Raw genomic sequence first — 25,717 nt, forward strand, 5'->3', positions numbered from 1 at the left:
GAAAATCGTGCACAAGTTTTCAGGCGGCGTGCCTGGACAGCAGGGCATTCCGTATTTCGGCGAGCACTCGGTCGGGATATTCGGTCAGGTCGAGCCACGTGAACCGCAAGATCTGGTAACCGAGCAGCGAGATCGCGTTTTGGCGCTTTCGGTCGTTCTCGAAGTCGTCAGCACTGCTGTGAAAGGCCCATCCGTCGACTTCTATGGCGAGTTTTGCTGCCGGAAACACGACGTCGACTTTGTACCCGGCCACCGGGCAGTTGGCCTTCCATCCAGTGATCTTGTTGCGGCGCAATAGTTTTACGAACAGGCGTTCGGCTTGAGAGCGGGCCCCGTCTTCGGCGGCCAGCAACAGTATCCGAGCCGCAGGCGATCCGTGTCGTCCTTTGTTGCGCAGGTGCGCATCCCAGAGTTTCTTCAGCTCGACGTGCCGTTGCAACGCAGTGTCCATGAGTTTGGCGCCACCTCCGCGGTGCGTCGCGGCTTCGACGACGGTCAGTGGGAGTGCGGTGACTCGCAACCCGCCGCGTTCGACGATGTCCTGTGGCAGCAGGTCGCGGCGGCGCACCCGGATGCCGTCGCGCTTGCGATGATTGCTGACCTTCGGCACGGTGACTTCCACGGTCTCCGGCGCGTAGTGAGTGACTCCCAGCCACCACGCGGCGGCCAGTCCGCTGGCGGTGGCCGCCGGGCCGTAGGACCACACTGCGCTGCGTACGCGGGCCGCATCGCTGAATGGACGATCGTCGACGAAGAACACTCCGGGGGCGCAGCGCAGCCAGTGGCCGGAGCGGACTCGGCGGCTGATGGCGTCATCGCTGATCCCGGCGGTCAGGGCTTGGGCGCGGGTGATTACGCCGTCGTGGCGGCGAAGGTAGTCATCGAGCACACAGATTCGGACGTTTGCGGCGCCCCTGCGGTTCCATCAACTGGGTTTTGTGCACGATTTTCCGCGGTCGCCGCGGAAAATCGTGCACAAATCGCTTGGGGCTGAGGGATCAGGGGGCGATCAGGACTCCGGCGTCGGATGCGGCCTGCTGCAGTTCGTAGATGTCCAGGTCGCCCCAGTCGTTGATCGGCCCGGTGTAGGAGCCCAGCCAGGGCACCACACCGGGATCCGGTGCGACGCCCAGGTTGTAGGCCTGCATGCCCGGCAGGTGGTGCTCGAAGAAGTTCCCGAGGATGTCGATGGCGAAGATGATGTCGTTGATCGGGTTCGGGCCCCACAGCGCCGATGCGTTGAACAGCGGGTTCACCGCGTCCGGGTCACCGATCATCACGATGTTGCCGTAGTGCGGCTTGCTGCCACCGGTGGGGTCGTAGGCCGGCATGAATGGCTGCAGCCCCGGCAGGTCGGTGGCGAAGTACGCCGCGGTGTCGCCGTACGTCTCGATGTTGACGAAGTTCGAGTTGACGCCATTGCCGGGGACCGACGTGTTCAGGCCGGGGCCCTCGAATCCGATGCCGCCGAGGCCGGTCCGCTGCGCGACGAACTGCGCCTCCCAACCACCCAGCGAGTGGCCGGTGACGAAGATGTCATCGGTGGTGTAGCCCTGCTTGACGGCCTCCGCTTCGACGCGCCGCTCGAACGCCAGCGAATCCCAGAATGCCTGTGGCGTGGTGTGGGTGAAGATGATCTGCATGTCCGTGAAGATCTGCGACAGCGCGATCAGCGGATGGAACAGCAGATTGGTGCCGCCGGTCGTGCCCTGGTAGGCGATGATGATGTGGCCCTCGGGTGTCACCCAGGCCTTGCCGACGGCGCCGGACAGCGGGTTGAAGGTCTGCATCTGAAAACCGTTGACGGTGAACGGTTTCAGATCACCGGGCTGGCCGCCCAGCACGTAGGCGTTGGCCGAGGCATTGAGGAACTGCTCGACCGTCGGGGTGTCGCCACTGGTGGGGCCCTCATAGGTCAGCTCCGGCACCACGGGCGCCGAGGTGGGCGTCTTGCTCAGCCCGAGCATGTCCTCGATGCGCCGGAACCCGGCGAACAGCGCCTCGGAGATGGGCGACCAGTTGAACGGGCTCTTGGGGCCGGTCTGCGAGACCGTCAGGTCCAGCACCTGCAGGACGGTGTTGATGATGCGGCCGGGCAGCTGGATGAGCTTGGCGATCGGATTCAGCGGCTGCGGGGGCGTCGGTGTCGTCAGGGTGCTGACGCCACTGTTGGTGGCGGCCAGGGCTGCCGGCTTGATGGTCGGCGCGGGCGCCTTGGCCGGAGCCGTCGAGGGGGTATCCGTGGCGGTCGCAGCGGGCGGCGTGGCCGCGGTGGCCGTGGCGTCCTTGGCGGGAGTGCTCGCGGTGGCCGGCTTGAGCTTCGGTGCCTTCTTGGGGTCACCGGTGGGCTTGGTCAGGTCCGAGCCCTTTTGGGCGACCGGGGGCTTCGCCGGCTTGGTCGGCGGTTTCACCTCGGGCTTGGCGTCCGGATCGGGGGCAGACGTATCGGTGCCCGACGGATCGGTATCTGTGGTGCCGTCCTTGTCGGCCTTCTTGGTGTCCTTCTTGCCCGGCTTGGGTTTGGGTTTGGCCGGTCCGGCTTTCGTGGCGGTGTTCGCCGGCGCTGTGCCCTGTTGGGACGACGGCGTACCCGTCGAATCAGGGGTGCCGGTCTCGGCCCACGCGACGTTCTGGCTGGTCGCTGCCGCGATACCCATGGCCGCCGCGATCACCGCCAAGCGGTACCGACTGGATTTGCGCAGACCGAGCCCCGACTGTGTCGCCACAGGTGTCCCCTTTGACATCCCTGGTGCCCGCCCGCACGGGCACGAATCTGACGACACTATGACATCAGGTGATGTCAGTCACGATCAGGTTTGCCAAAGTCGTGGATCACTGCGAGGGAGGATCAGCGCACGCGCGCCGCCACCGCCTCGGGCATCGGTTCGTACCGGGCGAAGGTGCGGGTGAACGACCCGGCACCGTGCGACAACGACCGCAGTTCGATCGGGTACCGGGTCAGCTCGATCTCCGGAATCTCGGCGTCGATGCCGGTGCACGAGTCGCCGGCGGTGTCGGTGCCCAGCACGCGGCCACGCCGTCCCGAGAGATCACTCATCACCGCGCCGACCATTTCGTCGGGCACCACGATGTGGACGCTGTCGATGGGCTCCAGCAGATTGACCGACGCGGCGGCCGCGGCCTCTCGCAGCGCCAGCCCGCCCGCGAGCTGGAAGGCGTAGTCCGACGAGTCCACGCTGTGCGCTTTGCCGTCCAGCAGCGTCACCCGGATGTCGACCATCGGGTACCCGCAGATGCCCCGATCCATCTGGGCCCGGACGCCCTTCTCCACGCTCGGAATGAACTGGCGCGGCACCGCGCCGCCCACCACCTTGTCGACGAACTCGAACCCGGCCCCTTCCGGCAGCGGCTCGACGGTGATGTCGCACACCGCGAACTGGCCGTGCCCGCCGGACTGTTTGACATGCCGGCCGTGCCCTTTTGCATTGCCGCCGAACGTTTCTCTGAGCGGTACGCGCAATTCCGTGGTGTCGACGGCGACGCCGAACCGCCGCGACAGTGCGTCGAGCACGACAGCGGAGTGGGCTTCGCCCATGCACCACAGCACAATCTGATGGGTCTGCGGGTTCTGCTCGATGCGCAGCGTGGGGTCCTCCGCGGACAACCGGGCCAGCCCCACCGACAGCTTGTCCTCGTCGGTCTTGGCGTGCGGCACGATCGCCATCGGGAGCAGCGGCGCCGGCATGGTCCACGGCCGGCACACCAGCGGGGATGCCTTGTCCGACAAGGTGTCCCCGGTCTCGGCGCACGTCAGGCGTGCGATGGCGCAGATGTCCCCCGCGATCACCTCGGCGGCCGGGCGTTGTTTGCGGCCCAGTGGAAACGACAGGGCGCCGACGCGCTCGTCCTCGTCGTGGTCCTCGTGCTCGGCACACCCGGCGGCAGAATCGGCGAACGAATTGAAATGGCCCGACACGTGAACCGTCGTGTCGGGCCTGATGGTGCCGGCGAAAACCCGGACCAGACTGACCTTGCCGACATACGGGTCCGACGTCGTCTTCACCACCTCTGCCAACAATGGCGCGTCGGGATCGCATGCGGGCGCGGCCTTTTCCACTCCGGCCGGGGTGAACACCTGCGGTGGGACATGTTCCGGGGGAGAGGGGAACCCGCGGGCGATGACGTCGAGCAGCTCGGCGGCCCCGGTCCCCGTGGTGCTGCACACGGGGATCACCGGGAAGAACGAACCCCGGGCCACCGCGCGCTCGAGATCGGCCACCAGCACGGCGTTGTCGATCTGTTCGCCACCGAGGTAGCGCTCCATCAGCGTCTCGTCCTCGGATTCCTCGATGATGCCCTCGATCAGGGTGGCATCGTCGGCTAGTAAGGACACCAGCCCGGCGTCCCCCGGCAGGTACAGCGGAATCACCTTGTCCCCGAACGACTCCTGTGCCGACTGGACCGCACCGGCGAAGTTGGCGCGCGCGTGGTCCAGTTTCGTCACCACGACGGCGCGCGGCATCCCGACGTCAGCGCATTCCCGCCACAATGCCTTCGTGGCAGCGTCGACCACATCGTTGGCCGCCATCACGAACAACGCGCAGTCGGCGGCCCGGAGCCCGGCCCGCAGTTCGCCGACGAAATCGGCGTACCCCGGGGTGTCGAGCAGATTGACCTTCACCGACCCGTGCTGCAACGACGCCAGCGCCAATCCGACCGACCGCTGCTGTTCGACTTCGGCGGGCTCGTGGTCGCAGACGGTGGTGCCGTCGAGCACCGTTCCCGCCCGGGTCAGTACGCCCGCATGGAGTAGCAGGGCCTCGACCAGTGTGGTCTTGCCGGCCCCAGATGGCCCGACCAGAACCACATTTCGGATCGACGCCGGACTGTCCGCACCGGGCGCGGCTCCGGATGAGCTATTCGACTTGTCGGCCATGGCGTGCCCCTATCGACGACTCACGTCCACCATGCTCCTGTCGCGACGGTCGGCACAAGACTCCATGTGCTCAGGCGTGCCACGAACTCCATCGGCTGATCGCGACGCGGATCACCGGGCCGTCGAGCGCAACCCGGTCGTACTGGTGGTACTTGGCGCGCAGCAGCGAGTAGCCGATCGCCATCTCGTCGCCGCTGGGGTGCACCGTGGCTGTGCCGTCGGCGCGGGCCCACCAGAGCTGGGACCAGTCGTCGTCGTATTGCTCGGCCAGCAGGCTCACGCGCGGGTTGGCCGCGATGTTGTCGAGCCGCCGCAGGTGCTGCGTCGACTTCCGCTTGGCGTCCACCGCGGTGTACAGCAGGTCCCCGGTGACCGCGAAGACCACGGGCACGACATGGGGCTGACCCTCGCCGGACACCGTGGCCAGCACCGCGACGGGCGAGGCGGAGAACAGGGCGGCGGGGTCGGACATCAGCGGTGGCGAGGTTGGGGAGCGACGCTCATCGGCATCCGGGTCACGTTGATCTCGGGCGGACGCGTCGGTGCGGGCGGCGCGGCCGGCGGGTAGTACGCCGGGGGCGCGGCCGCCGGAGGCGGTTCGGTCGAGGACGGCGGCGGCGGGGCGGGCGGGGAGGTGACGGTCGTCGTCGTGGTGGTGGTCGTGGTCGTCGGCGTCGATTCCACGGGCGATGGCTCGTTCGACCCGGCGTCTCGCCGGGTGGCCAGGACCACCAGTGAGACCACGAGGGCGATCACCGCGACCGCCACCACGATCAGCAGCAGCCGCGCATCTTTGGTGCGGTACCAGGGTGGCGGCGGTTGCCGGAAACGCCAGGTGTCGGTGTTGAACGCGTCGAAGGTGTCGCCGGTCGGCTCCGGTTCGGGGATGACGAACGAGCCTGTCGTGGGGCCGGCGAACGGTCCGGTGCCGTGTGGGCCCGGGTCGACGGCGCGGAACGGATCGGTGTCCGGGTCGCGCTCGTCCTGCGCCTCGGCGGGTGATTCCAGCACGCCGCCGGGCTGCGAGGGTTCGCGCTCTGCGTCGTCGCTGTCAGCCACCTCCCAGATGCTAGGGGTGGCTCGCGCCAATTGCTCGGTATCGGCGCGCGTGTCCGCGCTTTAGACGTCCTGGACGGGTTCGATGCCGAGGTCGCGGTAGCTGACCAGCGCGGCAAACGGAACCCCGCGCTTGGCGAACCGTTCCGTGGCGATGTCGCCACGGTCGACCATCGGGATGACGCCGGTGACCACGGCGCCGACGGAGGTGACCCGCTCATAGGCGATCTCCGTCGAGCCGCCGGTGCTGATCACGTCGTCGACCAGCAGCACCCGAGTGCCGGGTTCGATGCGGGTGCCCTCGATCCACTGCTCGCGGCCGCGGGACTTCTGTTCCTTTCGGACCGAGAACCAGGCCTTGCCGGTGACCATCGCGACGCCGTGCGCCAACGGGTCGGCGCCCATGGTCAGGCCGCCGACCGCGTCGAACTCGATGCCGCGCAGCGCGGCGAGTTCCGCCACGGCCTTGCTGACGACCGTCAGGCTGACGCCGTTGTCGATGGCGAACTTGCCGTCGATGTAGTCGTGGCTGAGCTGCCCACTGGCCAGCCGGAACGGCTCCTCGCGGCGCTCATAGCCACGGGTGCGGATCAGTTCGAAGGCGGCTTCCCAGCTTGCGGGGCGATCAGACATGGTGCGAATGCTATGCCTGCCGCGACAGCCGTGCTAATTCGACCGTCGCTGAACGCAATTCATCGATGGACTGCAACGGCTGCGCGTATCCCACCCTGGTGTAGGCCATGCCGCGGGCGGTGTTGACCCGCAGGTCCAGGCCGTAGCGGTCGGCGCCGGTGCAGGTCGCCGACTCGGTGTCGGGGTATCCGCCCAGCACCCGGGCCATGGCCGCCAGCGAGTCCGCATGGTCGGCGTTGAGGTGCGCGATGGCTGCCACGGCCGACGGCGTCACCGGATCCGGTTGGGCCGCAGCATAATCCGCACCCGTGGCGGAATCCATGCGACCGTAACCGCCGACCCACCGCACCCGGTCCACATGCAGCACCCACAGGGCGAAGTCGCTGTAGTCGATGTAGTACTTGGCGGCCGGCACCGCCGCGACGTGGGCGTCGCGGGCCGCGTCACGTTCGGCGCCGTCGGGCCGCACGACCTTTCCCGCAAGGGTCACCCGCCCACCCGCCAGCGGGTCCTTGTCGGTGCTGGCCGCGATGATCGAGATGCTGGCCCGCTGATCGCCGGCCAGGTTGCGGCCGTGCTCGGCGAGATTCGATACGCACAGCACCGGCGAGCCGCCGAGCAGTCCATAGGTGACCATCGACGCCCACGGATCGCCCTCGGCCGTCAGGGTGGCCAGCGTCCCGGTGTTGGTCGAGGCCGCGATGGTGCGCGCTTCTTCAGCGGCCGACGTCCGGGTCGGGTTGACGATTTCGGCCAGCGGAGGCGGGATCGTCGGGGCATCACCTGGGTCGCCATGATCGCGTGTCGCCACGTTTGCACCCTACTCAGTCGCGGGTACGTTGGTGATCGATGGATGCCTCGGGCGGTGGCGTGGAACATCCAAGCGCCGCGGACTTCGGACATGCGCGAGTCCTCCCTGAGGACCGCACCTGGTTCAAGCGCGCGGTTTTCTATGAGGTGTTGGTCCGCGCCTTCTACGACTCAGACGCCGACGGCTCAGGTGACCTCCGAGGCCTGACCGAGCGACTCGACTACTTGAAATGGCTTGGTGTCGACTGTATTTGGTTGCCACCGTTCTACGACTCGCCACTGCGCGACGGCGGCTACGACATCCGCGACTTTTACAAGGTGCTGCCGGAGTTCGGCACTGTCGAAGATTTCGTGGCGTTGCTGGACGCGGCACACCGGCGCGGTATCCGCGTCATCACCGACCTGGTGATGAACCACACGTCGGACGCCCATGCCTGGTTCCAGGAGTCCCGACGCGACCCCACCGGGCCCTACGGCGACTACTACGTGTGGAGCGACACCAGCGAGAAGTACCAGGACGCGCGCGTCATCTTCGTCGACACCGAGGAATCCAACTGGACCTTCGACGCGGTGCGCAAGCAGTTCTACTGGCACCGCTTCTTCTCCCACCAGCCGGACCTGAACTACGAGAACCCGGCCGTGCAGGAAGCGATGATCGATGTGCTGCGCTTCTGGCTGGGCCTGGGCATCGACGGATTCCGGCTGGATGCGGTGCCGTATCTGTTCGAGCGCGAGGGCACCAACTGCGAGAACCTGCCCGAGACCCATGCCTTCCTGAAGCGCTGTCGCAAGGTCGTCGACGACGAATTCCCGGGGCGGGTGCTGCTGGCCGAGGCCAATCAGTGGCCGGCGGATGTCGTCGCGTATTTCGGTGACCCGGAGACCGGCGGCGACGAATGCCACATGGCCTTCCACTTCCCGCTGATGCCAAGGATTTTCATGGCGGTCCGCCGGGAGTCCCGGTTCCCGATCTCGGAGATCCTCGCCCAGACGCCGCCCATTCCCGATCTCGCGCAGTGGGGCATCTTCCTGCGCAACCACGACGAGCTGACGCTGGAAATGGTCACCGACGAAGAGCGCGACTACATGTACAGCGAATACGCCAAGGACCCGCGGATGAAGGCCAACGTCGGCATCCGCCGGCGCCTGGCTCCGCTGCTGGAGAACGACCGCAACCAGACCGAACTGTTCACCGCGCTGCTGTTGTCGCTGCCCGGATCCCCGGTGCTGTACTACGGGGACGAGATCGGCATGGGCGACATCATCTGGCTGGGCGACCGCGACGGCGTGCGCACCCCGATGCAGTGGTCGGCCGACCGCAACGCCGGGTTCTCGACCGCCAACCCGGGCCGGCTGTACGTGCCGCCGAGCCAGGACCCGGTGTACGGCTATCAAGCGGTGAATGTCGAAGCGCAGCGCGACAGTACGAACTCGCTGCTCAACTGGACGCGCACGATGCTCACGGTGCGGCGGCGGCACGACGCGTTCGCCGTCGGCTCGTTCCGGGAACTCGGCGGGTCCAACCCGTCGGCGCTGACGTATGTGCGCGAACTCGACGGCGATACGGTGCTGTGTGTCAACAATCTGTCCCGTTTCCCCCAGCCGATCGAACTGAACCTGCAGCATTGGAACGGCTACACCCCGGTTGAGCTGACCGGCCGGGTTGAGTTCCCCAAGATCGGGGAACTGCCGTATTTGTTGACGCTGCCCGGGCATGGTTTCTACTGGTTCTCGTTGCGTGCGCCCGTCGGTGAGGAGCCGTGATGGATCCACAGTTGACCGAATACCTGACCCAGCAGCGCTGGTACGCCGGCCGCAACCGGCAGCTGACCGGCGCCGAACCGGCGCTGGTGGAGCCGTTGCGCGACGACGTCGACCTGGTACTGCTCGACGTCAGCTACGACGACGGCCCCGGCGAGCGGTATCAGATTGTGCTGCGCCAGGGCGACGGCGAGGTCGGGGATGCGCTCGGTGACCCGGAAGTCGCGAACCTGCTGCTGGCTCTGATCGCCGAGTCGGCGACTGTCGGCCCGATCGCTTTCGCCGCCGAGCCCGGTGCGCGGCTTCCGGTCGGGGAGACGTCCCGCGTCGTCGGCGCAGAGCAGAGCAACACCAGCGTCGTCTTCGGCGAGGCCGCGATCTTCAAGCTGTTCCGCCGCGTCACGTCCGGGGTGAATCCCGACATCGAGCTGACCCGGGTACTGAGCCGCGCCGGTAGCCCGCATGTGGCGCCGCTGCTGGGGACCATGTCGCTGGAGGGCGGCCCGCCGACGGCGCTGGGCATGGTGACGCGATTCGCCGACAACGCCGCCGAAGGCTGGGACATGGCCGTCGCCAGCACCCGTGACCTCTACGCCGAAGGCGATCTGTACGCCGATGAGGTCGGTGGCGACTTCGCGGGGGAGTCGGAGCGGTTGGGGCAGGCCGTCGCCGCCGTGCACGCCACATTGGCTGCCGAGCTCGGCACGGCCACGGCGCTGTTCCCGGTGGCGACCATGCTGGAGCGGCTCACGGCGGTGACGGCGTCGGTGCCCGAGGTCCGCGAGTTCGCCGCGGCCATCGAGGGCCGCTACCGCGCGCTCGAGGGCCAGCCGATCACGGTGCAGCGGATTCACGGCGACCTGCATCTGGGCCAGGTGCTGCGCACCCCCGAGACCTGGCTGCTGATCGATTTCGAAGGCGAACCCGGCCAGTCCCTGGAAGGGCGCCGGGCACCGGACTCCCCGCTGCGCGACGTCGCCGGCGTCCTGCGGTCCTATCAGTACGCGGCGTTCCAGCGGCTGACCGAGGGCGGCGGCAACGAGCAGCGGCGCAAGCAGCTTGCGGCGCGCGCCCGCGAATGGGCCGACCGCAACCGGGCCGCGTTCTGCGCGGGGTACGCCGAGGGCGGTGGTACCGATCCGGATTCGGCGGCGGATTTGTTGGCCGCATATGAGCTGGACAAGGCGGTCTACGAAGCCGGGTACGAGGCCCGGCACCGGCCGCAATGGCTGGACATCCCGCTGGGGGCAATCGCGCGAATCGTCAACGGCCGGCTGGGCTGACGGTCCGCGCCTGGTGCGCCCACCCCGCTCACCTTCGGGTGCGAACCGTTGTACATCTTGTTGGTTATTAGCCGCATATCCGCATTTGCGCTATTGACTTGCGGATATTAGGCGCGATATACATTTGCTGACCTTGCTTGAGTGCGGCGGGTGTGGGGACCGATGGTGAACGGCCGCCGAGCAACTCATCGGGAACGGGGACCGGCCGTGTTGGCAAAACTGCGCGAGTTGCTCGCCGTTGCCCGGCTGGCCCGCATCTGGTGGTCCGCACCCGTCGAGTACGAAGCGCAACTCGGGTACTTCGCTCAACGGGGACTGCTCGGCGGCGTCCAACTACTGGTCGGGGGCTGTGCGGCGCTGTTGGCCGTCATCGCGATAGTCGCCCAGTTCTCCCCGTCCGGCGCGGACACCGGTGAGGCACAGATCATTTCGTCGGCGTTCGCGGCGACGGCTTTTGTGTGGACACTCGTGTGGTGGTTCGGCCCGTGGCCGTCACGGACGGTGTCGATCGCCTTCATCGTCTACGCCGACATCGGAATCACTGCCGTCGCGATGCTGGACGTGAACCGCTTGGCGGGGTTCTTCGGTCTCAACGCCCTGCTGCTCATCTCCATATACGTGATGTTCTTCGAGGGCCCGAAAGGCCTGGTGCTGCACACGGCGTGGGTGCTTGTGGTCACCGGCGGGTTCGCTGTGGGCATCGCGCTCGGCCCGCAGGGGGATCCGTACCTCGCGGTCGCGAAGTCCTTGGCGGCGATCGCGACGTTCGTCGTGCTCCCGGCCGTCGTCCAGTTCGGCATCTGGGTCTTGCGCAACGATGCTCACGAATCGGTGACCGACCACCTCACCGGGTTGCTCAACCGCCGCGGTTTGCACCTTCGGTTCGGTGTCCTGCTGGCCGAGCGGGGCGCTGCTCCCGGCGACGCCGTGGTGGTGGTGATGGTGATCGATCTGGACCGGTTCAAGGCCGTCAACGACACCTATGGTCACGCTGTGGGCGACACCGTGCTGGTGCGCAGCGCGTCGCGGATAACTCACGCCCTGCCTGCCGGTGCCTTGGTCGCACGCGTCGGTGGTGAGGAGTTCGTCGTCGTCGACGTGGCTGCGCCCGGCCAGGCCGCAGCCATGAGCGAACGGGTGCGTGCCGCTATCGCCGCAGGCGCCGACGAGGTGACGGTGACCGCCAGCGTCGGCGTGGCCACAGCTGCCCTGGCCGATTTCACCGACACGGACAGCGGAGGTCGAGCAGTGCTCGACGCCGCCATCGAATGTGCCGACCACGCGATGCTCGCCGCCAAACGCAACGGCGGTGACGGGGCGATACGCCGGTCCCTGCTGGCCGACGACGGCATGTCCTGCGAATGCACAGCGTCATCGCAGTGCGGCGACGCCGCGTCGCGGAAACCGTGACGGTCCGGTTCGCGCGCGGCCGTCAGGCCATGGACTTGACGGCCGCCTGAGCCGGCTTCGGACTCCAGCCAGAGCGGATCTTGTGGCCGTGACCGGACGATTGGCTCGAACCGAACAGCTATTCAGGCGGACGCCTGGAGTACCGAGCGATACAGCTTGGGGTCGACGATCATGTCGACGCGGCCGAACCGCGCGCGGGTCAGCGCCAGCACCTGGTCGAACTGACTGCGATCGTGGGTGTCGGCCGCCAGCGCGTAGATGCGATCGGCGGGGTAGCCATGAGTGATGCGTACCAGTGCGCCGGGCTGTCGCGCGGTCACCACCACGCGGTGTCCGTCCGCCAGCAGGCTGTGGGCGGTGGCCAATCCGGCGTCGGTGCCGGCGTCCAGGACGACCGCGACGATGCTGTGCTTCATGACATCGAGTCAACCCGCACTGCCTAGGCGTCAGATGAGAACTGACTAGGTGCTCGAGCAGCTTTCGACGAGTGGTCCGATGATCGCTTCGATATAAGGGTCGCGCCCGCCGATGGTGGAGATGATGGAAATGGTCGTCGGCGGTCACGGGACGACGGCGGCCGCGCTGGCGTGGACCTTCGCGCTTCTGGCCCAGCATCCCGACATCGAGGAGCGCGTGATCGCCGAGGTCGATGCGCTCGGTTCTGGCCGCGTGACAGTCGCGCTCCGGTGATGCCTCAGAGTCTGTCACCGGACTAAGCGGCGCAGCAGGGCCGATGCCGCGGCGATGCCGAGCACTGCCGCGACGGCGAGGATCGCGACGTCGAGCAGGGGGTTGCCCGGGGTGCCCAGCAGTAGCGAGCGCAGTGCGTTCACCTCGTACGACAGTGGATTCACGGTGGACAGCGCGTGCAGCCAGCCCGGCATGATGTCCACCGGGTACAGCGCGTTGGAGGCGAAGAACAGCGGCATGGTGATGGCCTGGCCGATGCCCATCAAGCGGTCGCGGTTGCGGACCAGCCCCGCCAAAGTCATTGACAGACAGGAGAAGAACGCCGAGCCGAGCATCACCACCGCCATGGCGGCCAGGACGTGCAGCGGGTTGAAACTCAAGTGGATGCCCATCAGCAGGGCGATCACCAGGACCCCGATGACCTGGGCGATCGAGCGGACTCCCGCCGCGAAAGCCTTGCCGGTGATCAGCGCCGACGCCGGCGACGGCGTGACCATCAGTTTGGCGAGGATGCCGGCGTCCCGGTCCCAGACGATCTGGATGCCGTAGAAGATGGAGATGAACAGCGCCGACTGGGCGATGATGCCGGGCGCCAGGAATGACAGGTATGGCACGTTGCCCGTGTTGATCACGTGCAGCCGCGAGAAGGTCTGTCCGAATATCAACAGCCACAACGCCGGCTGAATGGTCCGGGTGACCAGCTCGGTGCGGTCGTAGCGCAGCTTCTGCAATTCGACGAGCGCGAACGCGCCCATCCGGCGGGCGAGGCCGCCGATGCGTTTGGCACCGCGGGGCGCGGCGACCAGTTCGACGTCAACTGACACGGCGGGCCGTCCTCCTTCCGGCGCGGACCTGCTGCAGAGACTGGCGGTCGTCATCCCCCGACAGGTCGGAGCCGGCGTAGTGCCGGAAGACGTCTTCGAGCGTGGCCGACGGGCCGCGGGCTGCCTTCAGGTCGGTGGGGGAGCCGACGGTCTGCAGGCCGCCGCGGTGCATGAGGGCGACCCGGTCGCACAAGGCGTCGGCTTCCTCCATGTAGTGGGTGGTCAACAGGACTGTCATACCGAACTCTTGCTGCATGTACGCCACCTGGGTCCAAACGCTGTCGCGGGCAATGGGATCCAGGCCGACTGTGGGTTCGTCGAGGATGAGCAGCGACGGCCGGTTCACCAGGGCCTGAGCCAGCTCGAGGCGGCGGACCATCCCACCGGAGTACGTCTTGGCGGGACGGTCGGCGACGTCGAGCAGCTGCATGGCCTCGAGTGCGTCGTCGACCCGCGCTCGGCGTTCGCGTCGCGGCACGTCGTAGAGGCGGGCGAACAGGTCGACGTTCTGCCGTCCGGTGAGGGCCGACTCGATCGAAAGTTGTTGCGGCACATACCCAAGGTTCTGCCGGATGTCCATGGTGCGGCGCCCCGCGTCGAGGCCGAAGATGCGCACCTGCCCGTGTTGCACGGGGGTCAGGGTGGTGAGCAGTCGCACCAGGGTGGTCTTCCCGGCGCCGTTGGGGCCCAGTAGCCCCATGGTCTCGCCCACGGCGACGGTGATGCTGAGGTCGTCGACCGCGGTGAAATCGCCGTATCGGTGGGTGACGTGGTCGCATTCGATGGCGGGGGTACTCATGATTGGTTCTCCTGGAGCATCCTGGTCATCTCGGCCAGGACGTTCAAACCTTTTGTCAGATCACTGATCTGCTCGTCGTCGAGCTGGTTCAGTACGACGTCGAGGGCGGCCCGGCGGGAAGCCCTGGTCTGATCGGCGAGTTGTTGGGCGGGTTCGGTCAGCCGGAGGCGGCCGATACGACGGTCGTCGGGGTCGACGCTGCGGACGAGCAGTTGGTCTGCGGTCAGCTTGGACACCAAGGTCGACGCGGTGTTGGCGGCCAGGCTGAGCTCCTCCGCGGCTTCCCGCACCGAGATGTCGGGCCGGCGGCCGACCAGCCTGAGCAGCTCGGCCTGTGATTGGGTGACGCCCGCGAAGCTGCCGCCGGCGGTCCGGCGCAGTTGCCGCCGGAAGCGACCGACAGTGTGGAACAGGTCGGTGGTGAGGTCTGTTCGAGCGGGCACATATCGATAATAGCTCTGTTACAGAGGTATTGTACGGTCGTGGTTTACTCGGGCGGTGTTCCCGGATTACCGCGCGCTGCTGACCACGTTCGATGGCGGCGTGGTGACGGTGACGCTGAACCGCCCGGAGCGGCGCAACGCTTTTGGCGACGGCATGCGGGAGGAACTCGCCGACGCGTACACCCGCTGCAACCAAGCCGACGACGTCCGGGCCGTCGTGCTGACCGGGGCGCCACCGGCGTTCTGCGCCGGCGCCGACCTGGCCGCCGGCGACCAGACGTTCGCCGCACCCGGCCCGGAGTTCAGTGCGGCCGGAATCCCGGTCCCGGCGTGGTCGTTGAGCAAGCCGGTGATCGCGGCGGTCAACGGGCACGCCATCGGATTGGGACTGACCCTGGCGCTACAGTGCGACATCCGGATTTTTGCCGCCGACGCCCGCTACGGCGTCGTGCAGGTGCGCCGCGGAGTGGTCGGTGACGCGTACTCGCACTGGGCGTTGCCGCGGCTGGTCGGTATTGCCCGGGCAGCGGAAATCCTGTTGACCGGAACGACTTTCGACGGTCGTCGGGCTTTCGAGCTGGGTATTGCCAACCGAGTGCTGCCGGCCGATGAGGTGCTGTCGGCCGCGCTGGAGATGGCCCACGACATCGCCGACAACACGGCGCCGATGTCGGTGGCGGCCAGCAAGCGGCTGCTCTGGGACTCCTTCGAACTGTCGCGTGACGAGGTGGGGGAGCGCGAGACCGAGATTCACCGCGCGGTGATAGCGCACGACGACGCCAAGGAAGGCGTGCGGGCGATGCAGGCCGGTCGGTTGCCGCAATGGTCGGGCCGGCCGCAGGATCCGACGGTCTAGACCACGGTCACGCCGGAATCTTTCAGCGCCGCAATGGCATTCGTGGTGCCGTCGGCCGAAACGCCGGCCGTGTAGTCGAGCAGGACCCGGGTGCGAAACCCGGCCTCGGCGGCGTCGGCCGCGGTGGCCCTGACGCAGTAGTCGGTGGCGATGCCCACCACGTCGACCTCGTCGACGCGGCGGGCGCGCAGCCAATCTGCCAAGCCGGTACCGGACTCGTCGGTGCCCTCGAAACCGCTGTATGCCGCGGAGTGCCGGCCCTTGCGGAACACCGCCTCGACTGCTGAGACATCCAACTCGGGGTGGAACTGCGCCCCGGCGGTGCCGGCCACACAGTGCGGGGGCCACGACGTCAGGTAGTCGGGTGCGTCGGAGAAATGGTCACCGGGGTCGACGTGATGGTCGGCCGTGGCCACGACGTGGTCGTACTCGTGGCGGGCCAACAGATCGCTGATCGCGCGGGCCACGGCGCCGCCGCCGGACACCGCGAGAGAACCACCCTCGCAGAAGTCGTTCTGCACGTCGACGACGATCAGCGCCCGCATGTGTCCACGGTAGACCGGTTGTGGGAGATCGCCCGGTGCCGTAGCGTCCGGACACGTGTCCGAACAGGCGCTTGAGCCCACCCGGCGCCGGTTGACGGCCAAACAGGCCGATACGGTCGACCGGCTCAGCCGTGCTGCCCTGGACCTGCTGCGCCGCGAGGGCTTCTCCGGCCTGACGGTGCGGCGGGTAGCCGCGGAGGCCGAGGTCGGCGCGGCGACGGCCTATACCTACTTCGCGTCGAAGGAACACCTGGTCGCCGAGGTGTTCTGGCGCCGGCTGTCGGCCGCCCCGCCGGTGGTCCACGAGTCCGATGATCCGGCCACGCGGGTCAGCGAGGTCCTGCGGCACATCGCGCTGCTGGTGATCGACGAGCCCGCGTTCGCCGGCGCGGTGACCCACGCCATGCTGGGCCGCGATCCCGATGTCGAGGTGCTGCGGGTGCGCATCGGCAGGGACATCCGCAGCCGGCTGGCTGCCGCACTCGGGCCGGACGTCGACGAGGACGTCATCGAATCGTTGGAGATGCTCTACTCGGGCGCGCTGGTGCGCGCCGGCATGGGGTTGACGTCGTACGACGAGATCGCCGGGCGGCTGGAGAAGTCAGCCCGGCTGATGCTGCGCTGACATCCTGGCGCCCAGGATCGCGAGCGCGGCGGTCAGGGCCGGCTCGGTGAGTTCGTCGACGTCGCGGCCGTCCTCGACGAGCAGCGCCGTCAGTTCGCGAAAACCGCCGAGCAGGATCAGGGCCACCGGCCGGCTGGTCGGAGCGATGCCGGCCCGCTGAAATCCCGCACCGCTGGTGAGGTCGACGACCATGTCGGTGAGCTGTTCCATGGCGTGCCGATTCAGTGGCTGGGCGACGTCACCGAGCGCGGGAGCTTCCCGGATCCAGCTCAGGGTGATCGCCGGCCGGGAGGCGATGTGCGCGACATACGCGTCGACCGCGTCGCGCACCTGCCGCTCCCAGTCGCCGTCGGGGTCGATGGCACCGCGGATGCGCGCGATGAGGTCCTCATTGTTGGTGCGCAGCAACTCGATGAAGCACTCCTCCTTGCTGGAGAACTGGTCGTAGAAGGTGCGCTTGGAGGTCTTGGCGTTGCGGACGATGTCGGCGACGGTCGTATCGCGGTAACCCCGGGTCGCCAGCGAGGTGGCGAGCCCGTCGAGCAGCCGCCCACGGAACGGCTGTGCAGCCGATTGTGCCGAGTTGACCTCGCCGCCTGCCATCACTCTCCCAAAACCCTTGCCTACCTGTGGTACTAGCCGGTACCGTACCGGACAACCCCGCGGTACACCGTGGTACCGCGTAATCAGTGGCTTGGAGCCTGCCATGACTGAAACCGTCACCGCTGAACTGATCGAACGTGCCCCGGCGATTCATCTGCCGCCGGCGACCGGAGTGCCCAAGATTCTGCAGGGCGTGGCCTTCGCGACCAATCGACGCAAGTTCGTCAACGATATGGTGCCGCGACTCGGACCGGTATTCACCTGTGACGCACCGGTTTTCGGTCGTTCGGTCATGGTGACCGACCCGCAGTTGGCCAAGCAGTTGTTCGCGGCGAACCCCGCCGACGTCGGCAACATTCAGCCGAATCTGTCGCGCGTGCTCGGCAGCGGATCGGTGTTCGCGCTCGACGGTTCCGAGCATCGGTTGCGCCGCAAGCTGCTGACGCCACCGTTCCACGGTAAGAGCATCAAGAACTACGAGCGGATCTTCGAGGAGGAGACGCTGCGCGCGGCGGCGTCCTGGCCGGAGGGGAAGGCGTTCCCCACGCTCGAACCGATGATGCACATCACCCTCAACGCCATCCTGCGCGCGGTGTTCGGGGCCGACGGTCACCACCTCGACGAACTCCGGCGGATCATCCCGCCGTGGGTCACCCTGGGATCGCGGCTTGCCGTGCTGCCCATGCCGAAACGCACCTACGGCCGCTTCACGCCGTGGGGCCGGCTCGCCGAGTACCGGCGGCAGTACGACGAGGTCGTCGCCAGACTGATCGACACCGTCGCCGCCGATCCCGATCTCGAGAACCGGGACGACGTCTTGGCGCTGCTGCTACGCAGCACCTACGAAGACGGAACGGCCATGTCCCGCAGCGACATTGCCGACGAGCTGCTGACACTGCTGGCCGCCGGCCACGAAACGACCGCGGCCACCATGGCCTGGGTCTTCGAACGGGTCTCCCGGCATCCCGCGGTGCTGCGGCGGCTCGAAGCGGAAATCGCGGCCGGCGAGACCGACGAGTACCGCCAGGCGGTCCTGCTGGAGGTGCAGCGCATCCGCACCATCATCGACTTCGCCGGCCGGCACGTGTACGCGCCGACCTTCCAACTCGGCGAATGGATCATTCCGCGCGGCTTCTCCGTCATCGTCGCCATCGACCACATGCACGAGGACGCAAAGGAATTCGCCGATCCGGAGCGGTTCGACCCCGAGCGCTTCATGGGGCGCCGGCCGCCGCTGGCCTTCCTGCCGTTCGGTGGCGGCACCCGACGCTGTGTCGGCGCGGTGTTCGCTCAAGTCGAGATGGACGTCGTCCTGCGCACGGTGCTGCGCCATTTCGCCATCCAGACCACCAGCGCCCCCGGGGAGAAGGTCTTCTCGCGCGGCGTGGCGTATACACCCAAAGACGGTGGTCGCGTGACCCTACGCCGGCGCGTCAACCCGCTGTAGGTTCATGCTGTGACCGAACGGATTTCGCAGTACCGCCACGCCGGACTGACTTTCGACGTGATCGACTCCGGCCCCATCGACGGCGACGTCGTGGTCTTGTTGCACGGCTTTCCACAGACCGCCGAGTCCTGGTCGTCCGTGTCAGAGCTGTTGCACGCCAATGGCTTCCGTACCCTGGTGCCGAATCAGCGTGGCTATTCGCGCGGGGCCCGGCCGAAGGGTCGTCGGCAGTACACGATTCCCAAACTGACCGACGACGTCGCGGCGCTGATCGATCTGGTCGGTGGACCGGTGCACGTGGTCGGGCACGACTGGGGTGCCGCCATCGCGTGGTCGCTGACCGCGACCCGACCGGAGCTGGTGCGCACTCTGACCGCGGTGTCGGTGCCCCACACCGGTGCCTTCCTGAAGGCGATGGTCACGGGGACGCAGGCGCTGCACTCGTACTACATGCTGATATTCCAGGTGCCGTGGCTGGGAGAACGATTCGCGAAGCTGGCCATGCCGCGCAGTGGAATGACCGACGACGCGCTGATCGTCACGCGGGACGAGGTGTTCGACAGCGGCGCTCTGACGCCCGCGCTCAACTGGTACCGCGCCATGCCATTCGTGTCGCCGAGAGCGGCGTTCACTCCGGTGACCCGCCCCACCACCTACATCTGGAGTGACGGCGACATCGCGCTCGGCCGCAAGGGCGCCTTGCTGACCGAGCAGTACGTCCACGCGCCGTACAAGTTCGAGATCGTCGAGGGTGCGAACCACTGGCTGCCGGATCAGCATCCCGAGCTGGTCGCCCGGTTGATCACCGAGCGCGCCGCTACAGCGTGATTTGTGCACGAAAATCCGCGGCTGCCGCGGAAAATCGTGCACAAATCACTGGCGTTTGGGCAGTTTCCAGCCCGGCCGCGGGAAGTGGCAGGTGTAGCCGTTGGGGATGCGCTCCAGGTAGTCCTGATGCTCGGGCTCGGCCTCCCAGAACGGCACGGCCGGTGTCACCTCGGTGACCACCTTGCCGGGCCACAGGCCTGAGGCGTCGACGTCGGCGATGGTGTCTTCGGCGACGCGCTTCTGGTCGTCGTCGGTGTAGAAGATCGCCGAGCGGTAGCTGGTCCCGACATCGTTGCCCTGCCGGTTGACCGTCGACGGGTCGTGGATTTGGAAGAAGAACTCCAGGAGCGCCCGGAAGTCGGTCTGGCTGGGGTCATAGACGATTTCGACAGCCTCGGCGTGGCCGGGGTGGTTGCGGTAGGTCGGGTGATCGTTGGAGCCGCCGGTGTAGCCGACCCGCGTGGTCAGCACGCCCGGCTGCTTGCGGATCAGGTCCTGCATCCCCCAGAAGCAGCCGCCCGCCAGGATCGCGGTCGCGGTATCGGTCATGTACGCCTCCTCGCTTTGACTCCAGAGAACCAAATTCGCGGCGAGTGCGCAAGTGCTCGACAAACTCTACTAGAACGTGTTCTAGTTTTCCTGTGACGGGCAACACTTTCGGCCGCGCGGAACTCATCGCGGCATTCGACGTCTTCGAGCAGACCGTGGACCGCGCCGCCCAGACGCGCGACTGGGATCCGTGGACCGACCACTACACCGAGGACGTGCTGTACATCGAGCACGCCATGGGCACCATGCACGGCCGCGAAGAGGTGCGGCCCTGGATCTGGAACACCATGGAGAACTTCCCCGGCAGCTACATGACGTCGTTCCCGTCGCTCTGGAAGGTCTACGACGAGGCGACCGGCCGCGTCATCTGCGAGCTCGACAACCCCATGCGCGATCCGGGCGACGGCACCATCATGGGCGCCACCAACATCTCGATCATGACCTATGCGGGCAACGGGCTGTGGAGCAAGCAGGAAGACATCTACAACCCCATGAAGTTCCTCGAAACGACCATGGCGTGGTGCAAGAAAGCGGAAGCGCTGGGCACGCTGCCCGAGGTGGCGCAGGAATGGATGAGCAAGTTCGGCGGCAGGGGTCGCCGGTGACGGTTCTCGTCATCGGGGCCAACGGCTACCTCGGTTCGCACGTCACCAGGCAACTGGTGGCGGCCGGCGAAGACGTCAGGGTCATGGTGCGCGCCGGTGCCAACACCATCGGCATCGACGACCTCGCGGTGACCCGGTACGAGGGCGACATCTGGGACACCGACACCCTGCGCACCGCGATGACCGGCGTCGGCGTCGTCTACTACTGCGTGGTGGACACCCGCGGCTGGCTGCGCGATCCAGCACCGCTGTTCCGCACCAACGTCGAGGGCACCCGCAACGTGCTGGACGTCGCAGTCGAGCCCGAAATCGCTTCGGGCCTAAAGAAATTCGTCTTCACCAGCAGCTACGCCACGGTGGGACGCAAGCGCGGGTTCGTCTCCACCGAGGACGACGTCGCCGACGAGCGCACTCTGCCGCCGTACGTGCGCTCGCGGGTACAGGCCGAGAAATTGGTGCTGCAGTACGCCCGCGAGCGCGGGCTGCCGGCTGTCGCGATGTGCGTGTCCACCACTTACGGCGGCACGGACTGGGGCCGTACCCCGCACGGCGCCATCATCGCCGGCGCCGCGTTCGGGAAACTGCCGTTCGTGATGAGCGGCATCGAACTGGAGGCCGTCGACGTCAACGACGCCGCCCGCGCGCTGATCCTGGCGGCCGACAAGGGCAGGCCCGGCGAGCGATACCTGATCTCCGACAAGATGATCAGCAATGCCGAGGTGGCGCGGATTGCCGCAGCCGAGGCCGGCGTACCGGCTCCGGCCAAGTCGCTGTCACTGCCGGTGACGTACGCGCTGGCCACCATGGGCACCGTCAAGGGCCGGCTCAAGGGCACCGACGAACACATGTCGCTCGCCTCACTGCGGTTGATGCGCGCCGAGGCGCCCGTCGACTGCACCAAGGCCCGTACCGAATTGGGTTGGAAGCCAAGGCCGGTGGAGGATGCGGTGCGAGAGGCGGCGCGGTTCTGGGTCGGTGTGCGAAAGGCCCGTCAGGCCCAGAAATCCACGGGCTGAACAACGCGCCGTACGGCGTTAAGTCGTGGCGCGGGAGCGCCGGTCGCGGTTAGCGTCGAACTCCATGACGGACAGATTGCCGGTGGACCTGACCGGGGCGCCGCAGACCATGCTGGCCACGCTGTACGGCAAGGCGCTCGACGCCGACCTGCCGAAGTCCGTGCTGCACGACACCTACGCCAGGGACATCGTCGCGCGCATCGACTACGACTGGTCGCGGACCACGATGACAGCCGCGAACTCGCCGGGAGTGACGCTGCGCTCCGCCTACTTCGACAAGACGGCCCGCCAATTCCTGGCCGTACATCCGGAAGCCGTTGTGCTGCACCTGGGTTGCGGGCTGGACAGCCGCTACTACCGGCTGGATCCGAGCCCCGGTGTCGACTGGTACGACATCGATTACCCCGAGGTGGCCGACCTGCGCCGCCGGCTCTACCCGGCCCGCGAGCACTGCCACATCGTGTCGGCGTCGGTGACGGACCCGGCGTGGCTCGCCGACATTCTCACGGACCGCCCGGTGCTGATGCTCGCCGAGGGTCTCACCATGTATCTCAGCGAGGCCGACGGGCGGGCCCTGTTCCGCCGCATCGTCGAGCATTTCCCAAGCGGGGAACTGCAATTCGACGCATTCAGCCGGCTCGGCGTGAAACTGCAGTGGACCAACGCCGTGGTCCGGCGGTCCGGCGCGACGTTGCAGTGGGCCATCGACCGTCCCGACGACGTCCTGTCCGCCGTACCGGGGCTGCGGTTGCTGTCGTGGGTGTCAGCCTTGGGGACCGACGGTTATGACCGGCTGCCGACCGGGCTGCGCATCGTGGCCGCCGCCATGCGCGCGATCCCCGGAATGCGTTACATGTCGCAGTACCACCGGTATTCGTGGGGCTGAGAACCAAGAGGGCATGACAGCATTACGCCTCGGATTGTGGTCACATACTGACCACAATCCGAGGCGTAATGAGTGAAGCGTACTTCTACGCGGCTTCGGCGCGCGCCTTCAGGCGCTCGAGCGTCAACCGGATGTTCTCGGCGTTGGCCGCGTCCCGGTCTTCGACACCGGTGAGCGTGCTGGCGAACATCTTCAACAGGCCGGGGCGGTTGTCCCAGGTGGACTCGGCGACCCGGCAGCCGTTCGCCGTCTCGGTGATGTCGTAGCGCCAGTGCGCGATGGGCACGATCGAGGACTTCACGGCGAACCCGAACGTCTTGCCGGGCTCGGCCTCGGTGACGGTGCAGCTGGTGGTCCAGGTCTTCGAGCCGTTGCGGTTGTGTCCCTTGAACACCGAACCCGCGACAGCCGACGACCCCTTCTGCCACTCCATGGTGTGGGCCTCCTCGGCCAGCGAGGCCAAGGTGGGCAGATCTGTCAGCAACGCATATACCGCCGACGGGCTGGCGGCGATCTCGATGGCTGCGGTGACGGAGGCGGGGCCCTGTGCGGTCATGGGGCGATCGTAGGCGGTCAGCACGCCGGGCAGAAGCACTGCACAGCCGCGGTACAGCTCATTCCTAACTTGCGGGGTAACCGTTGATGGGTCGCCCTGCGATAAACCGCATGACGGCACCTTCCGATTGAAGGAGTTGAGTTGATATGAGCATGAAGAAGATCGTCATAGCGACGGCGCTCACCAGCGGGGTGAGCGCTGCAATTGCAGGATTTGGCGTCAATATCGCGCAGGCCCAGCCCGGACAATGCCCACCCGGGCAGTTCTGTCCCGGTGGGCCGGGACCGGGTGGGCCGGGTGGCCCGCACGGTGGGCCGGGCGGCCCTGGTGGACCGGGTGGACCGGGTGGACCGCCGCAGGGTGGTCCCGGCGGCCCTGGTGGACCGGGTGGACCGCCGCAGGGCGGCCCTGGTGGACCTGGTGGGCCGCCGCAGGGTGGACCCGGCGGACCCGGCGACTGGCACCCGGGTGGACCGGGTGGCCCCGGTGGCCCGGGCGGACCCGGTGGGCCTGGTGACTGGCACCCCGGCGGACCCGGTGGGCCTGGTGACTGGCACCCCGGTGGGAACGACTGGCACCCCGGCGATGGCAATTGGCACCCCCGGCCGGGCGACCCGGGCCCGGGTGACATGCACTGGCGGGGCGCGCCGCCGCCATGGGGCGGCGGGCCGGCCCCGTGGGGCTGGGGACCTCCGCCCCGCCCGATCATCAACTGGGTCGCGCCGCCGCCATGGGCCCCGCCGCCTCCGCCGTTCGACTACTGGGGTCAGCAGGTCTTCCCGGTGTTCGACCCCGGATACAACGCGTGGGGTTTCTGGTTCTTCGGTATCTGGATCGCGCTGTAGTCCGTCAATAGTTGCCGTCTGATTGCTGGGCCTGTCACAGATGACAGGCCCAGCGTCATGTCGGGAATCGACACGGCCGGGAAAGGCGTTGTCTGAGCATGAGCGATCACCCCATCACGATCACGCCGACCGCCGGACGAGTCACCGTCGCGGTCAATGGACGCGTGGTCGCCGACACCACCGACGCACTCACCCTGCAAGAGTCGAATTATCCAGCGGTGCAATATCTTCCGCTTGCCGACGTCGACCCCACGGTGCTCACCCGGAGCTCGACCACCAGCCATTGCCCGTACAAGGGCGACGCGGCGTACTACCACGTCGGCGATGTCGAAGACGTCATCTGGACCTACGAACAACCCCTCCCCGCAGTCGCGCAGATCGCGGGCCGGGTGGCGTTCTATCCCCACAAGGCCGACATCGTGGTGCATCCCGCCTAACCTGAATTCGTGCCCACCGCCAGCCTGGTCCTGGACGGCCCGGCCGGCCTCGGCCAGACGTTGTCGCCGCTGCGGCGCGGCGGGCCCGACCCGACCTTCCGCACCATTGACGGCGTGATCTGGCGCACCAGCCTCATGCGCACCGGCGGGGTGACCGCGCGGCTGAGTTCTTCGGCGCTGGACACCGTCGACTGTGAGGTCTGGGGCGACGGCGCCGCCGAATTCCTCGACCGATTGCCCGGGCTGGTCGGTGCCGAGGACGATTCGACGGGCTTCGACCCGGCCGAACCGACCATCGCCGAAGCCTGGCGCCGGACCCCGTACCTGCGGTTATGTCGAACCGGGCGGGTGCTGGAGGCGCTGATCCCGGCGATCCTCGAACAGCGCGTCCACGGCGTCGACGCATGGAGTGCGTTCTGGAAGCTGACCACCCGCTTTGGCGCACCACCGCCGGGCCCGGCGCCGGCTGGTATGCGCCTGCCTCCAACGGCCGACGCCTGGCGGCGTATTCCGTCGTGGGAGTTCCACCGGGCCAACGTGGACCCCGGCCGGGCCCGGACCCTGGTCGGCTGCGCGCAGCGGGCCGACGCGCTGGAGCGGCTGACGCCGGAAATGGCCACGACAGCGTTGATGTCATTGCCCGGCGTCGGGGTATGGACGGCGGCCGAGACCGTGCAACGGGCGTTCGGCGACGCCGATGCCCTCTCCATCGGCGACTATCACCTGGCGAAGATGGTCGGGTGGAGCCTGCTGGGCCACCCGATCGACGATGCCGCGATGGTCGAACTCCTGGCACCGTTACGGCCCCACCGCCATCGGGCAGTGCGGCTGTTGGAGGTCAGCGGTCTGGCGCGCAATCCGAGATTCGGTGCGCGCCAAGCGATTCCGAATCTGAAGGAAATCTAGTCCCGATCCGGCCCGAGGCTGTTCCGGACGGCGGCGGGCGGGCGACGCCGGCGAATGCGGCTTCGGCCCGTCCCGTGGCGTGGAAAACCCTGGTCGGCGGCGAATCTAAGAATCTGAGCAATCTTTGCAGCAAATGCGTAACCGGTGGTTACCTGCTATGTTGCTGTCCAAGGCAAAGTGACTTGACAGTCCGCGGCCGGTGGTGCGGCTGGGTTCTACCCGGCCATTGCCGGAATTGATTGGCGAAACTGCAAGGGCTCCAATAGAATTCGGGCTACCGACGGGTAGCTTTCGAGTGTTGTCGACCACAGTCGCAGCAACCTCGTTAGGTCTACCTAAGTTGGCATGTCAGGCCGGGTTTGTCATATCGTTTTGTCTCAATCGAGGCGAGCGGGACGGCCCGTCGT

At 67.4% G+C, this 25,717-nt stretch carries 29 protein-coding genes; 14 read left to right on the forward strand and 15 right to left on the reverse strand.

Features of this window, described 5'->3' with window-relative positions; all coding sequences use genetic code 11:
* Positions 1-19 precede the first annotated feature (19 nt).
* The 7 genes from EB75_RS02285 to EB75_RS02315 form a co-directional block, all read right to left on the reverse strand.
* The gene (locus EB75_RS02285; RefSeq protein WP_073693857.1) at positions 20-889 is read right to left on the reverse strand and encodes a type IV toxin-antitoxin system AbiEi family antitoxin domain-containing protein; all 870 of its coding nucleotides are present in this window, start codon (positions 887-889) and stop codon (positions 20-22) included.
* A 109-nt stretch (positions 890-998) separates the two neighbouring features.
* Positions 999-2,726: a hypothetical protein gene (locus tag EB75_RS02290; RefSeq protein ID WP_286150051.1), complete on the reverse strand. Its 1,728-nt coding sequence runs from the start codon at positions 2,724-2,726 to the stop codon at positions 999-1,001.
* A 122-nt stretch (positions 2,727-2,848) separates the two neighbouring features.
* Complete coding sequence (locus tag EB75_RS02295) at positions 2,849-4,897, reverse strand: elongation factor G (protein ID WP_073693859.1); 2,049 nt, start codon at positions 4,895-4,897, stop codon at positions 2,849-2,851.
* Between the two features lie 70 nt (positions 4,898-4,967).
* Positions 4,968-5,369 carry a TIGR03668 family PPOX class F420-dependent oxidoreductase gene (locus EB75_RS02300; protein WP_073693860.1) on the reverse strand — a complete coding sequence of 134 codons (402 nt, stop codon included), beginning with the start codon at positions 5,367-5,369 and terminating at the stop codon, positions 4,968-4,970.
* A complete protein-coding gene (locus EB75_RS02305) occupies positions 5,369-5,956 on the reverse strand; it encodes a hypothetical protein (RefSeq protein WP_073693861.1) in 588 nt (195 codons plus the stop codon). Before EB75_RS02305 ends, EB75_RS02300 begins: the two co-directional genes overlap by 1 nt.
* Before the next feature lie 60 nt (positions 5,957-6,016).
* Complete coding sequence (locus EB75_RS02310) at positions 6,017-6,586, reverse strand: orotate phosphoribosyltransferase (RefSeq protein WP_073693862.1); 570 nt, start codon at positions 6,584-6,586, stop codon at positions 6,017-6,019.
* A 10-nt stretch (positions 6,587-6,596) separates the two neighbouring features.
* Entirely contained in the window at positions 6,597-7,397 is an 801-nt protein-coding gene (locus EB75_RS02315) for a HugZ family pyridoxamine 5'-phosphate oxidase (protein ID WP_073693863.1), read from the reverse strand.
* Positions 7,398-7,435: 38 nt separating this feature from the next.
* Here EB75_RS02315 and treS point away from each other — a divergent pair, with 38 nt between their 5' ends.
* The 3 genes from treS to EB75_RS02330 all read left to right on the forward strand — a co-directional run bounded on the left by treS (position 7,436) and on the right by EB75_RS02330 (position 11,850).
* Positions 7,436-9,160: a maltose alpha-D-glucosyltransferase gene (gene treS, locus EB75_RS02320; protein ID WP_073693864.1), complete on the forward strand. Its 1,725-nt coding sequence runs from the start codon at positions 7,436-7,438 to the stop codon at positions 9,158-9,160.
* A complete protein-coding gene (locus EB75_RS02325; protein WP_073693865.1) occupies positions 9,160-10,440 on the forward strand; it encodes a maltokinase N-terminal cap-like domain-containing protein in 1,281 nt (426 codons plus the stop codon). Before treS ends, EB75_RS02325 begins: the two co-directional genes overlap by 1 nt.
* Before the next feature lie 207 nt (positions 10,441-10,647).
* Positions 10,648-11,850 (forward strand): GGDEF domain-containing protein, encoded by a 1,203-nt coding sequence (locus tag EB75_RS02330; protein WP_073693866.1) that lies wholly within the window; start codon positions 10,648-10,650, stop codon positions 11,848-11,850.
* Positions 11,851-11,972: 122 nt separating this feature from the next.
* Here the strand turns inward: EB75_RS02330 and EB75_RS02335 are convergent, their stop codons facing one another.
* Positions 11,973-12,266: an SDR family NAD(P)-dependent oxidoreductase gene (locus EB75_RS02335; RefSeq protein WP_073693867.1), complete on the reverse strand. Its 294-nt coding sequence runs from the start codon at positions 12,264-12,266 to the stop codon at positions 11,973-11,975.
* Between the two features lie 112 nt (positions 12,267-12,378).
* Here EB75_RS02335 and EB75_RS28625 point away from each other — a divergent pair, with 112 nt between their 5' ends.
* Entirely contained in the window at positions 12,379-12,540 is a 162-nt protein-coding gene (locus EB75_RS28625) for a cytochrome P450 (protein ID WP_142239381.1), read from the forward strand.
* 14 nt (positions 12,541-12,554) lie between these two features.
* On the opposite strand, the gene EB75_RS02345 is transcribed toward EB75_RS28625, so the two are convergent.
* From EB75_RS02345 to EB75_RS02355, 3 genes are read right to left on the reverse strand one after another with little or no spacing between them, the layout of a single operon-like run.
* Positions 12,555-13,295: an ABC transporter permease gene (locus EB75_RS02345; RefSeq protein ID WP_286150058.1), complete on the reverse strand. Its 741-nt coding sequence runs from the start codon at positions 13,293-13,295 to the stop codon at positions 12,555-12,557.
* A 58-nt stretch (positions 13,296-13,353) separates the two neighbouring features.
* Positions 13,354-14,163: an ATP-binding cassette domain-containing protein gene (locus tag EB75_RS02350; RefSeq protein WP_073693869.1), complete on the reverse strand. Its 810-nt coding sequence runs from the start codon at positions 14,161-14,163 to the stop codon at positions 13,354-13,356.
* Entirely contained in the window at positions 14,160-14,606 is a 447-nt protein-coding gene (locus EB75_RS02355; RefSeq protein ID WP_073693870.1) for a MarR family winged helix-turn-helix transcriptional regulator, read from the reverse strand. The genes EB75_RS02350 and EB75_RS02355 overlap by 4 nt, the downstream gene beginning before the upstream one ends.
* A 55-nt stretch (positions 14,607-14,661) precedes the next feature.
* Between EB75_RS02355 and EB75_RS02360 the strand changes: the two genes are divergently transcribed.
* Positions 14,662-15,462, forward strand: a complete 801-nt coding sequence (locus EB75_RS02360) for an enoyl-CoA hydratase/isomerase family protein (protein WP_073693871.1) — start codon at positions 14,662-14,664, stop codon at positions 15,460-15,462.
* Here the strand turns inward: EB75_RS02360 and EB75_RS02365 are convergent.
* Positions 15,459-16,007 carry an isochorismatase family protein gene (locus EB75_RS02365; RefSeq protein WP_073693872.1) on the reverse strand — a complete coding sequence of 183 codons (549 nt, stop codon included), beginning with the start codon at positions 16,005-16,007 and terminating at the stop codon, positions 15,459-15,461. The genes EB75_RS02360 and EB75_RS02365 overlap by 4 nt on opposite strands.
* A 55-nt stretch (positions 16,008-16,062) precedes the next feature.
* On the opposite strand from EB75_RS02365, the gene EB75_RS02370 reads away from it, so the two are divergent.
* Positions 16,063-16,632 carry a TetR/AcrR family transcriptional regulator gene (locus EB75_RS02370; RefSeq protein ID WP_073693873.1) on the forward strand — a complete coding sequence of 190 codons (570 nt, stop codon included), beginning with the start codon at positions 16,063-16,065 and terminating at the stop codon, positions 16,630-16,632.
* Here EB75_RS02370 and EB75_RS02375 read toward each other — a convergent pair.
* On the reverse strand, positions 16,609-17,235 hold the full coding sequence (locus EB75_RS02375; protein WP_073693975.1) for a TetR/AcrR family transcriptional regulator: 627 nt from the start codon (positions 17,233-17,235) through the stop codon (positions 16,609-16,611). The two genes, EB75_RS02370 and EB75_RS02375, sit on opposite strands and share 24 nt — an antisense overlap.
* A gap of 103 nt (positions 17,236-17,338) precedes the next feature.
* Here EB75_RS02375 and EB75_RS02380 point away from each other — a divergent pair, with 103 nt between their 5' ends.
* Positions 17,339-18,682: a cytochrome P450 gene (locus tag EB75_RS02380; protein ID WP_073693874.1), complete on the forward strand. Its 1,344-nt coding sequence runs from the start codon at positions 17,339-17,341 to the stop codon at positions 18,680-18,682.
* Positions 18,683-18,691: 9 nt separating this feature from the next.
* On the forward strand, positions 18,692-19,510 hold the full coding sequence (locus EB75_RS02385) for an alpha/beta fold hydrolase (protein WP_073693875.1): 819 nt from the start codon (positions 18,692-18,694) through the stop codon (positions 19,508-19,510).
* A 45-nt stretch (positions 19,511-19,555) separates the two neighbouring features.
* Here the strand turns inward: EB75_RS02385 and msrA are convergent, their stop codons facing one another.
* A complete protein-coding gene (msrA, locus tag EB75_RS02390; RefSeq protein WP_073693876.1) occupies positions 19,556-20,059 on the reverse strand; it encodes a peptide-methionine (S)-S-oxide reductase MsrA in 504 nt (167 codons plus the stop codon).
* Positions 20,060-20,151: 92 nt separating this feature from the next.
* On the opposite strand from msrA, the gene EB75_RS02395 reads away from it, so the two are divergent.
* From EB75_RS02395 to EB75_RS02405, 3 genes are all read left to right on the forward strand, one after another.
* The gene (locus EB75_RS02395) at positions 20,152-20,664 is read left to right on the forward strand and encodes a nuclear transport factor 2 family protein (protein WP_073693877.1); all 513 of its coding nucleotides are present in this window, start codon (positions 20,152-20,154) and stop codon (positions 20,662-20,664) included.
* The gene (locus tag EB75_RS02400) at positions 20,628-21,680 is read left to right on the forward strand and encodes an NAD-dependent epimerase/dehydratase family protein (protein WP_073693878.1); all 1,053 of its coding nucleotides are present in this window, start codon (positions 20,628-20,630) and stop codon (positions 21,678-21,680) included. The genes EB75_RS02395 and EB75_RS02400 overlap by 37 nt, the downstream gene beginning before the upstream one ends.
* A gap of 64 nt (positions 21,681-21,744) precedes the next feature.
* Positions 21,745-22,566, forward strand: coding sequence for a class I SAM-dependent methyltransferase (locus tag EB75_RS02405; RefSeq protein ID WP_073693879.1), 822 nt, complete (start codon positions 21,745-21,747; stop codon positions 22,564-22,566).
* An 85-nt stretch (positions 22,567-22,651) separates the two neighbouring features.
* Here EB75_RS02405 and EB75_RS02410 read toward each other — a convergent pair whose 3' ends face one another.
* The gene (locus tag EB75_RS02410) at positions 22,652-23,122 is read right to left on the reverse strand and encodes an SRPBCC family protein (RefSeq protein ID WP_073693976.1); all 471 of its coding nucleotides are present in this window, start codon (positions 23,120-23,122) and stop codon (positions 22,652-22,654) included.
* A gap of 152 nt (positions 23,123-23,274) precedes the next feature.
* Here EB75_RS02410 and EB75_RS02415 point away from each other — a divergent pair, with 152 nt between their 5' ends.
* From EB75_RS02415 to EB75_RS02425, 3 genes are all read left to right on the forward strand, one after another.
* Entirely contained in the window at positions 23,275-23,967 is a 693-nt protein-coding gene (locus tag EB75_RS02415; protein ID WP_502689328.1) for a chitin-binding protein, read from the forward strand.
* 98 nt (positions 23,968-24,065) lie between these two features.
* Positions 24,066-24,404 carry a DUF427 domain-containing protein gene (locus EB75_RS02420; RefSeq protein ID WP_073693881.1) on the forward strand — a complete coding sequence of 113 codons (339 nt, stop codon included), beginning with the start codon at positions 24,066-24,068 and terminating at the stop codon, positions 24,402-24,404.
* Between the two features lie 9 nt (positions 24,405-24,413).
* Positions 24,414-25,310 (forward strand): DNA-3-methyladenine glycosylase family protein, encoded by an 897-nt coding sequence (locus tag EB75_RS02425; RefSeq protein WP_073693882.1) that lies wholly within the window; start codon positions 24,414-24,416, stop codon positions 25,308-25,310.
* Positions 25,311-25,717 lie beyond the last annotated feature (407 nt).

The organism is Mycobacterium sp. ST-F2, from assembly GCF_001905655.1.
GTDB lineage: Bacteria > Actinomycetota > Actinomycetes > Mycobacteriales > Mycobacteriaceae > Mycobacterium.

Excerpts from the sequence above, each read along its gene's own strand:
- msrA (WP_073693876.1), bottom strand. The coding sequence starts at position 20,059 with ATGACCGATACCGCGACCGCGATCCTGGCGGGCGGCTGCTTCTGGGGG.
- EB75_RS02380 (WP_073693874.1), top strand. The coding sequence starts at position 17,339 with ATGACTGAAACCGTCACCGCTGAACTGATCGAACGTGCCCCGGCGATT.
- EB75_RS02420 (WP_073693881.1), top strand. The coding sequence starts at position 24,066 with ATGAGCGATCACCCCATCACGATCACGCCGACCGCCGGACGAGTCACC.
- EB75_RS02350 (WP_073693869.1), bottom strand. The coding sequence starts at position 14,163 with ATGAGTACCCCCGCCATCGAATGCGACCACGTCACCCACCGATACGGC.
- EB75_RS02400 (WP_073693878.1), top strand. The coding sequence starts at position 20,628 with ATGGATGAGCAAGTTCGGCGGCAGGGGTCGCCGGTGACGGTTCTCGTC.
- EB75_RS02300 (WP_073693860.1), bottom strand. The coding sequence starts at position 5,369 with ATGTCCGACCCCGCCGCCCTGTTCTCCGCCTCGCCCGTCGCGGTGCTG.
- EB75_RS02345 (WP_286150058.1), bottom strand. The coding sequence starts at position 13,295 with ATGGGCGCGTTCGCGCTCGTCGAATTGCAGAAGCTGCGCTACGACCGC.
- EB75_RS28625 (WP_142239381.1), top strand. The coding sequence starts at position 12,379 with ATGGTGGAGATGATGGAAATGGTCGTCGGCGGTCACGGGACGACGGCG.
- EB75_RS02405 (WP_073693879.1), top strand. The coding sequence starts at position 21,745 with ATGACGGACAGATTGCCGGTGGACCTGACCGGGGCGCCGCAGACCATG.
- EB75_RS02415 (WP_502689328.1), top strand. The coding sequence starts at position 23,275 with ATGAAGAAGATCGTCATAGCGACGGCGCTCACCAGCGGGGTGAGCGCT.
- treS (WP_073693864.1), top strand. The coding sequence starts at position 7,436 with ATGGATGCCTCGGGCGGTGGCGTGGAACATCCAAGCGCCGCGGACTTC.
- EB75_RS02310 (WP_073693862.1), bottom strand. The coding sequence starts at position 6,586 with ATGTCTGATCGCCCCGCAAGCTGGGAAGCCGCCTTCGAACTGATCCGC.
- EB75_RS02335 (WP_073693867.1), bottom strand. The coding sequence starts at position 12,266 with ATGAAGCACAGCATCGTCGCGGTCGTCCTGGACGCCGGCACCGACGCC.
- EB75_RS02365 (WP_073693872.1), bottom strand. The coding sequence starts at position 16,007 with ATGCGGGCGCTGATCGTCGTCGACGTGCAGAACGACTTCTGCGAGGGT.
- EB75_RS02375 (WP_073693975.1), bottom strand. The coding sequence starts at position 17,235 with ATGGCAGGCGGCGAGGTCAACTCGGCACAATCGGCTGCACAGCCGTTC.
- EB75_RS02295 (WP_073693859.1), bottom strand. The coding sequence starts at position 4,897 with ATGGCCGACAAGTCGAATAGCTCATCCGGAGCCGCGCCCGGTGCGGAC.
- EB75_RS02410 (WP_073693976.1), bottom strand. The coding sequence starts at position 23,122 with ATGACCGCACAGGGCCCCGCCTCCGTCACCGCAGCCATCGAGATCGCC.
- EB75_RS02325 (WP_073693865.1), top strand. The coding sequence starts at position 9,160 with ATGGATCCACAGTTGACCGAATACCTGACCCAGCAGCGCTGGTACGCC.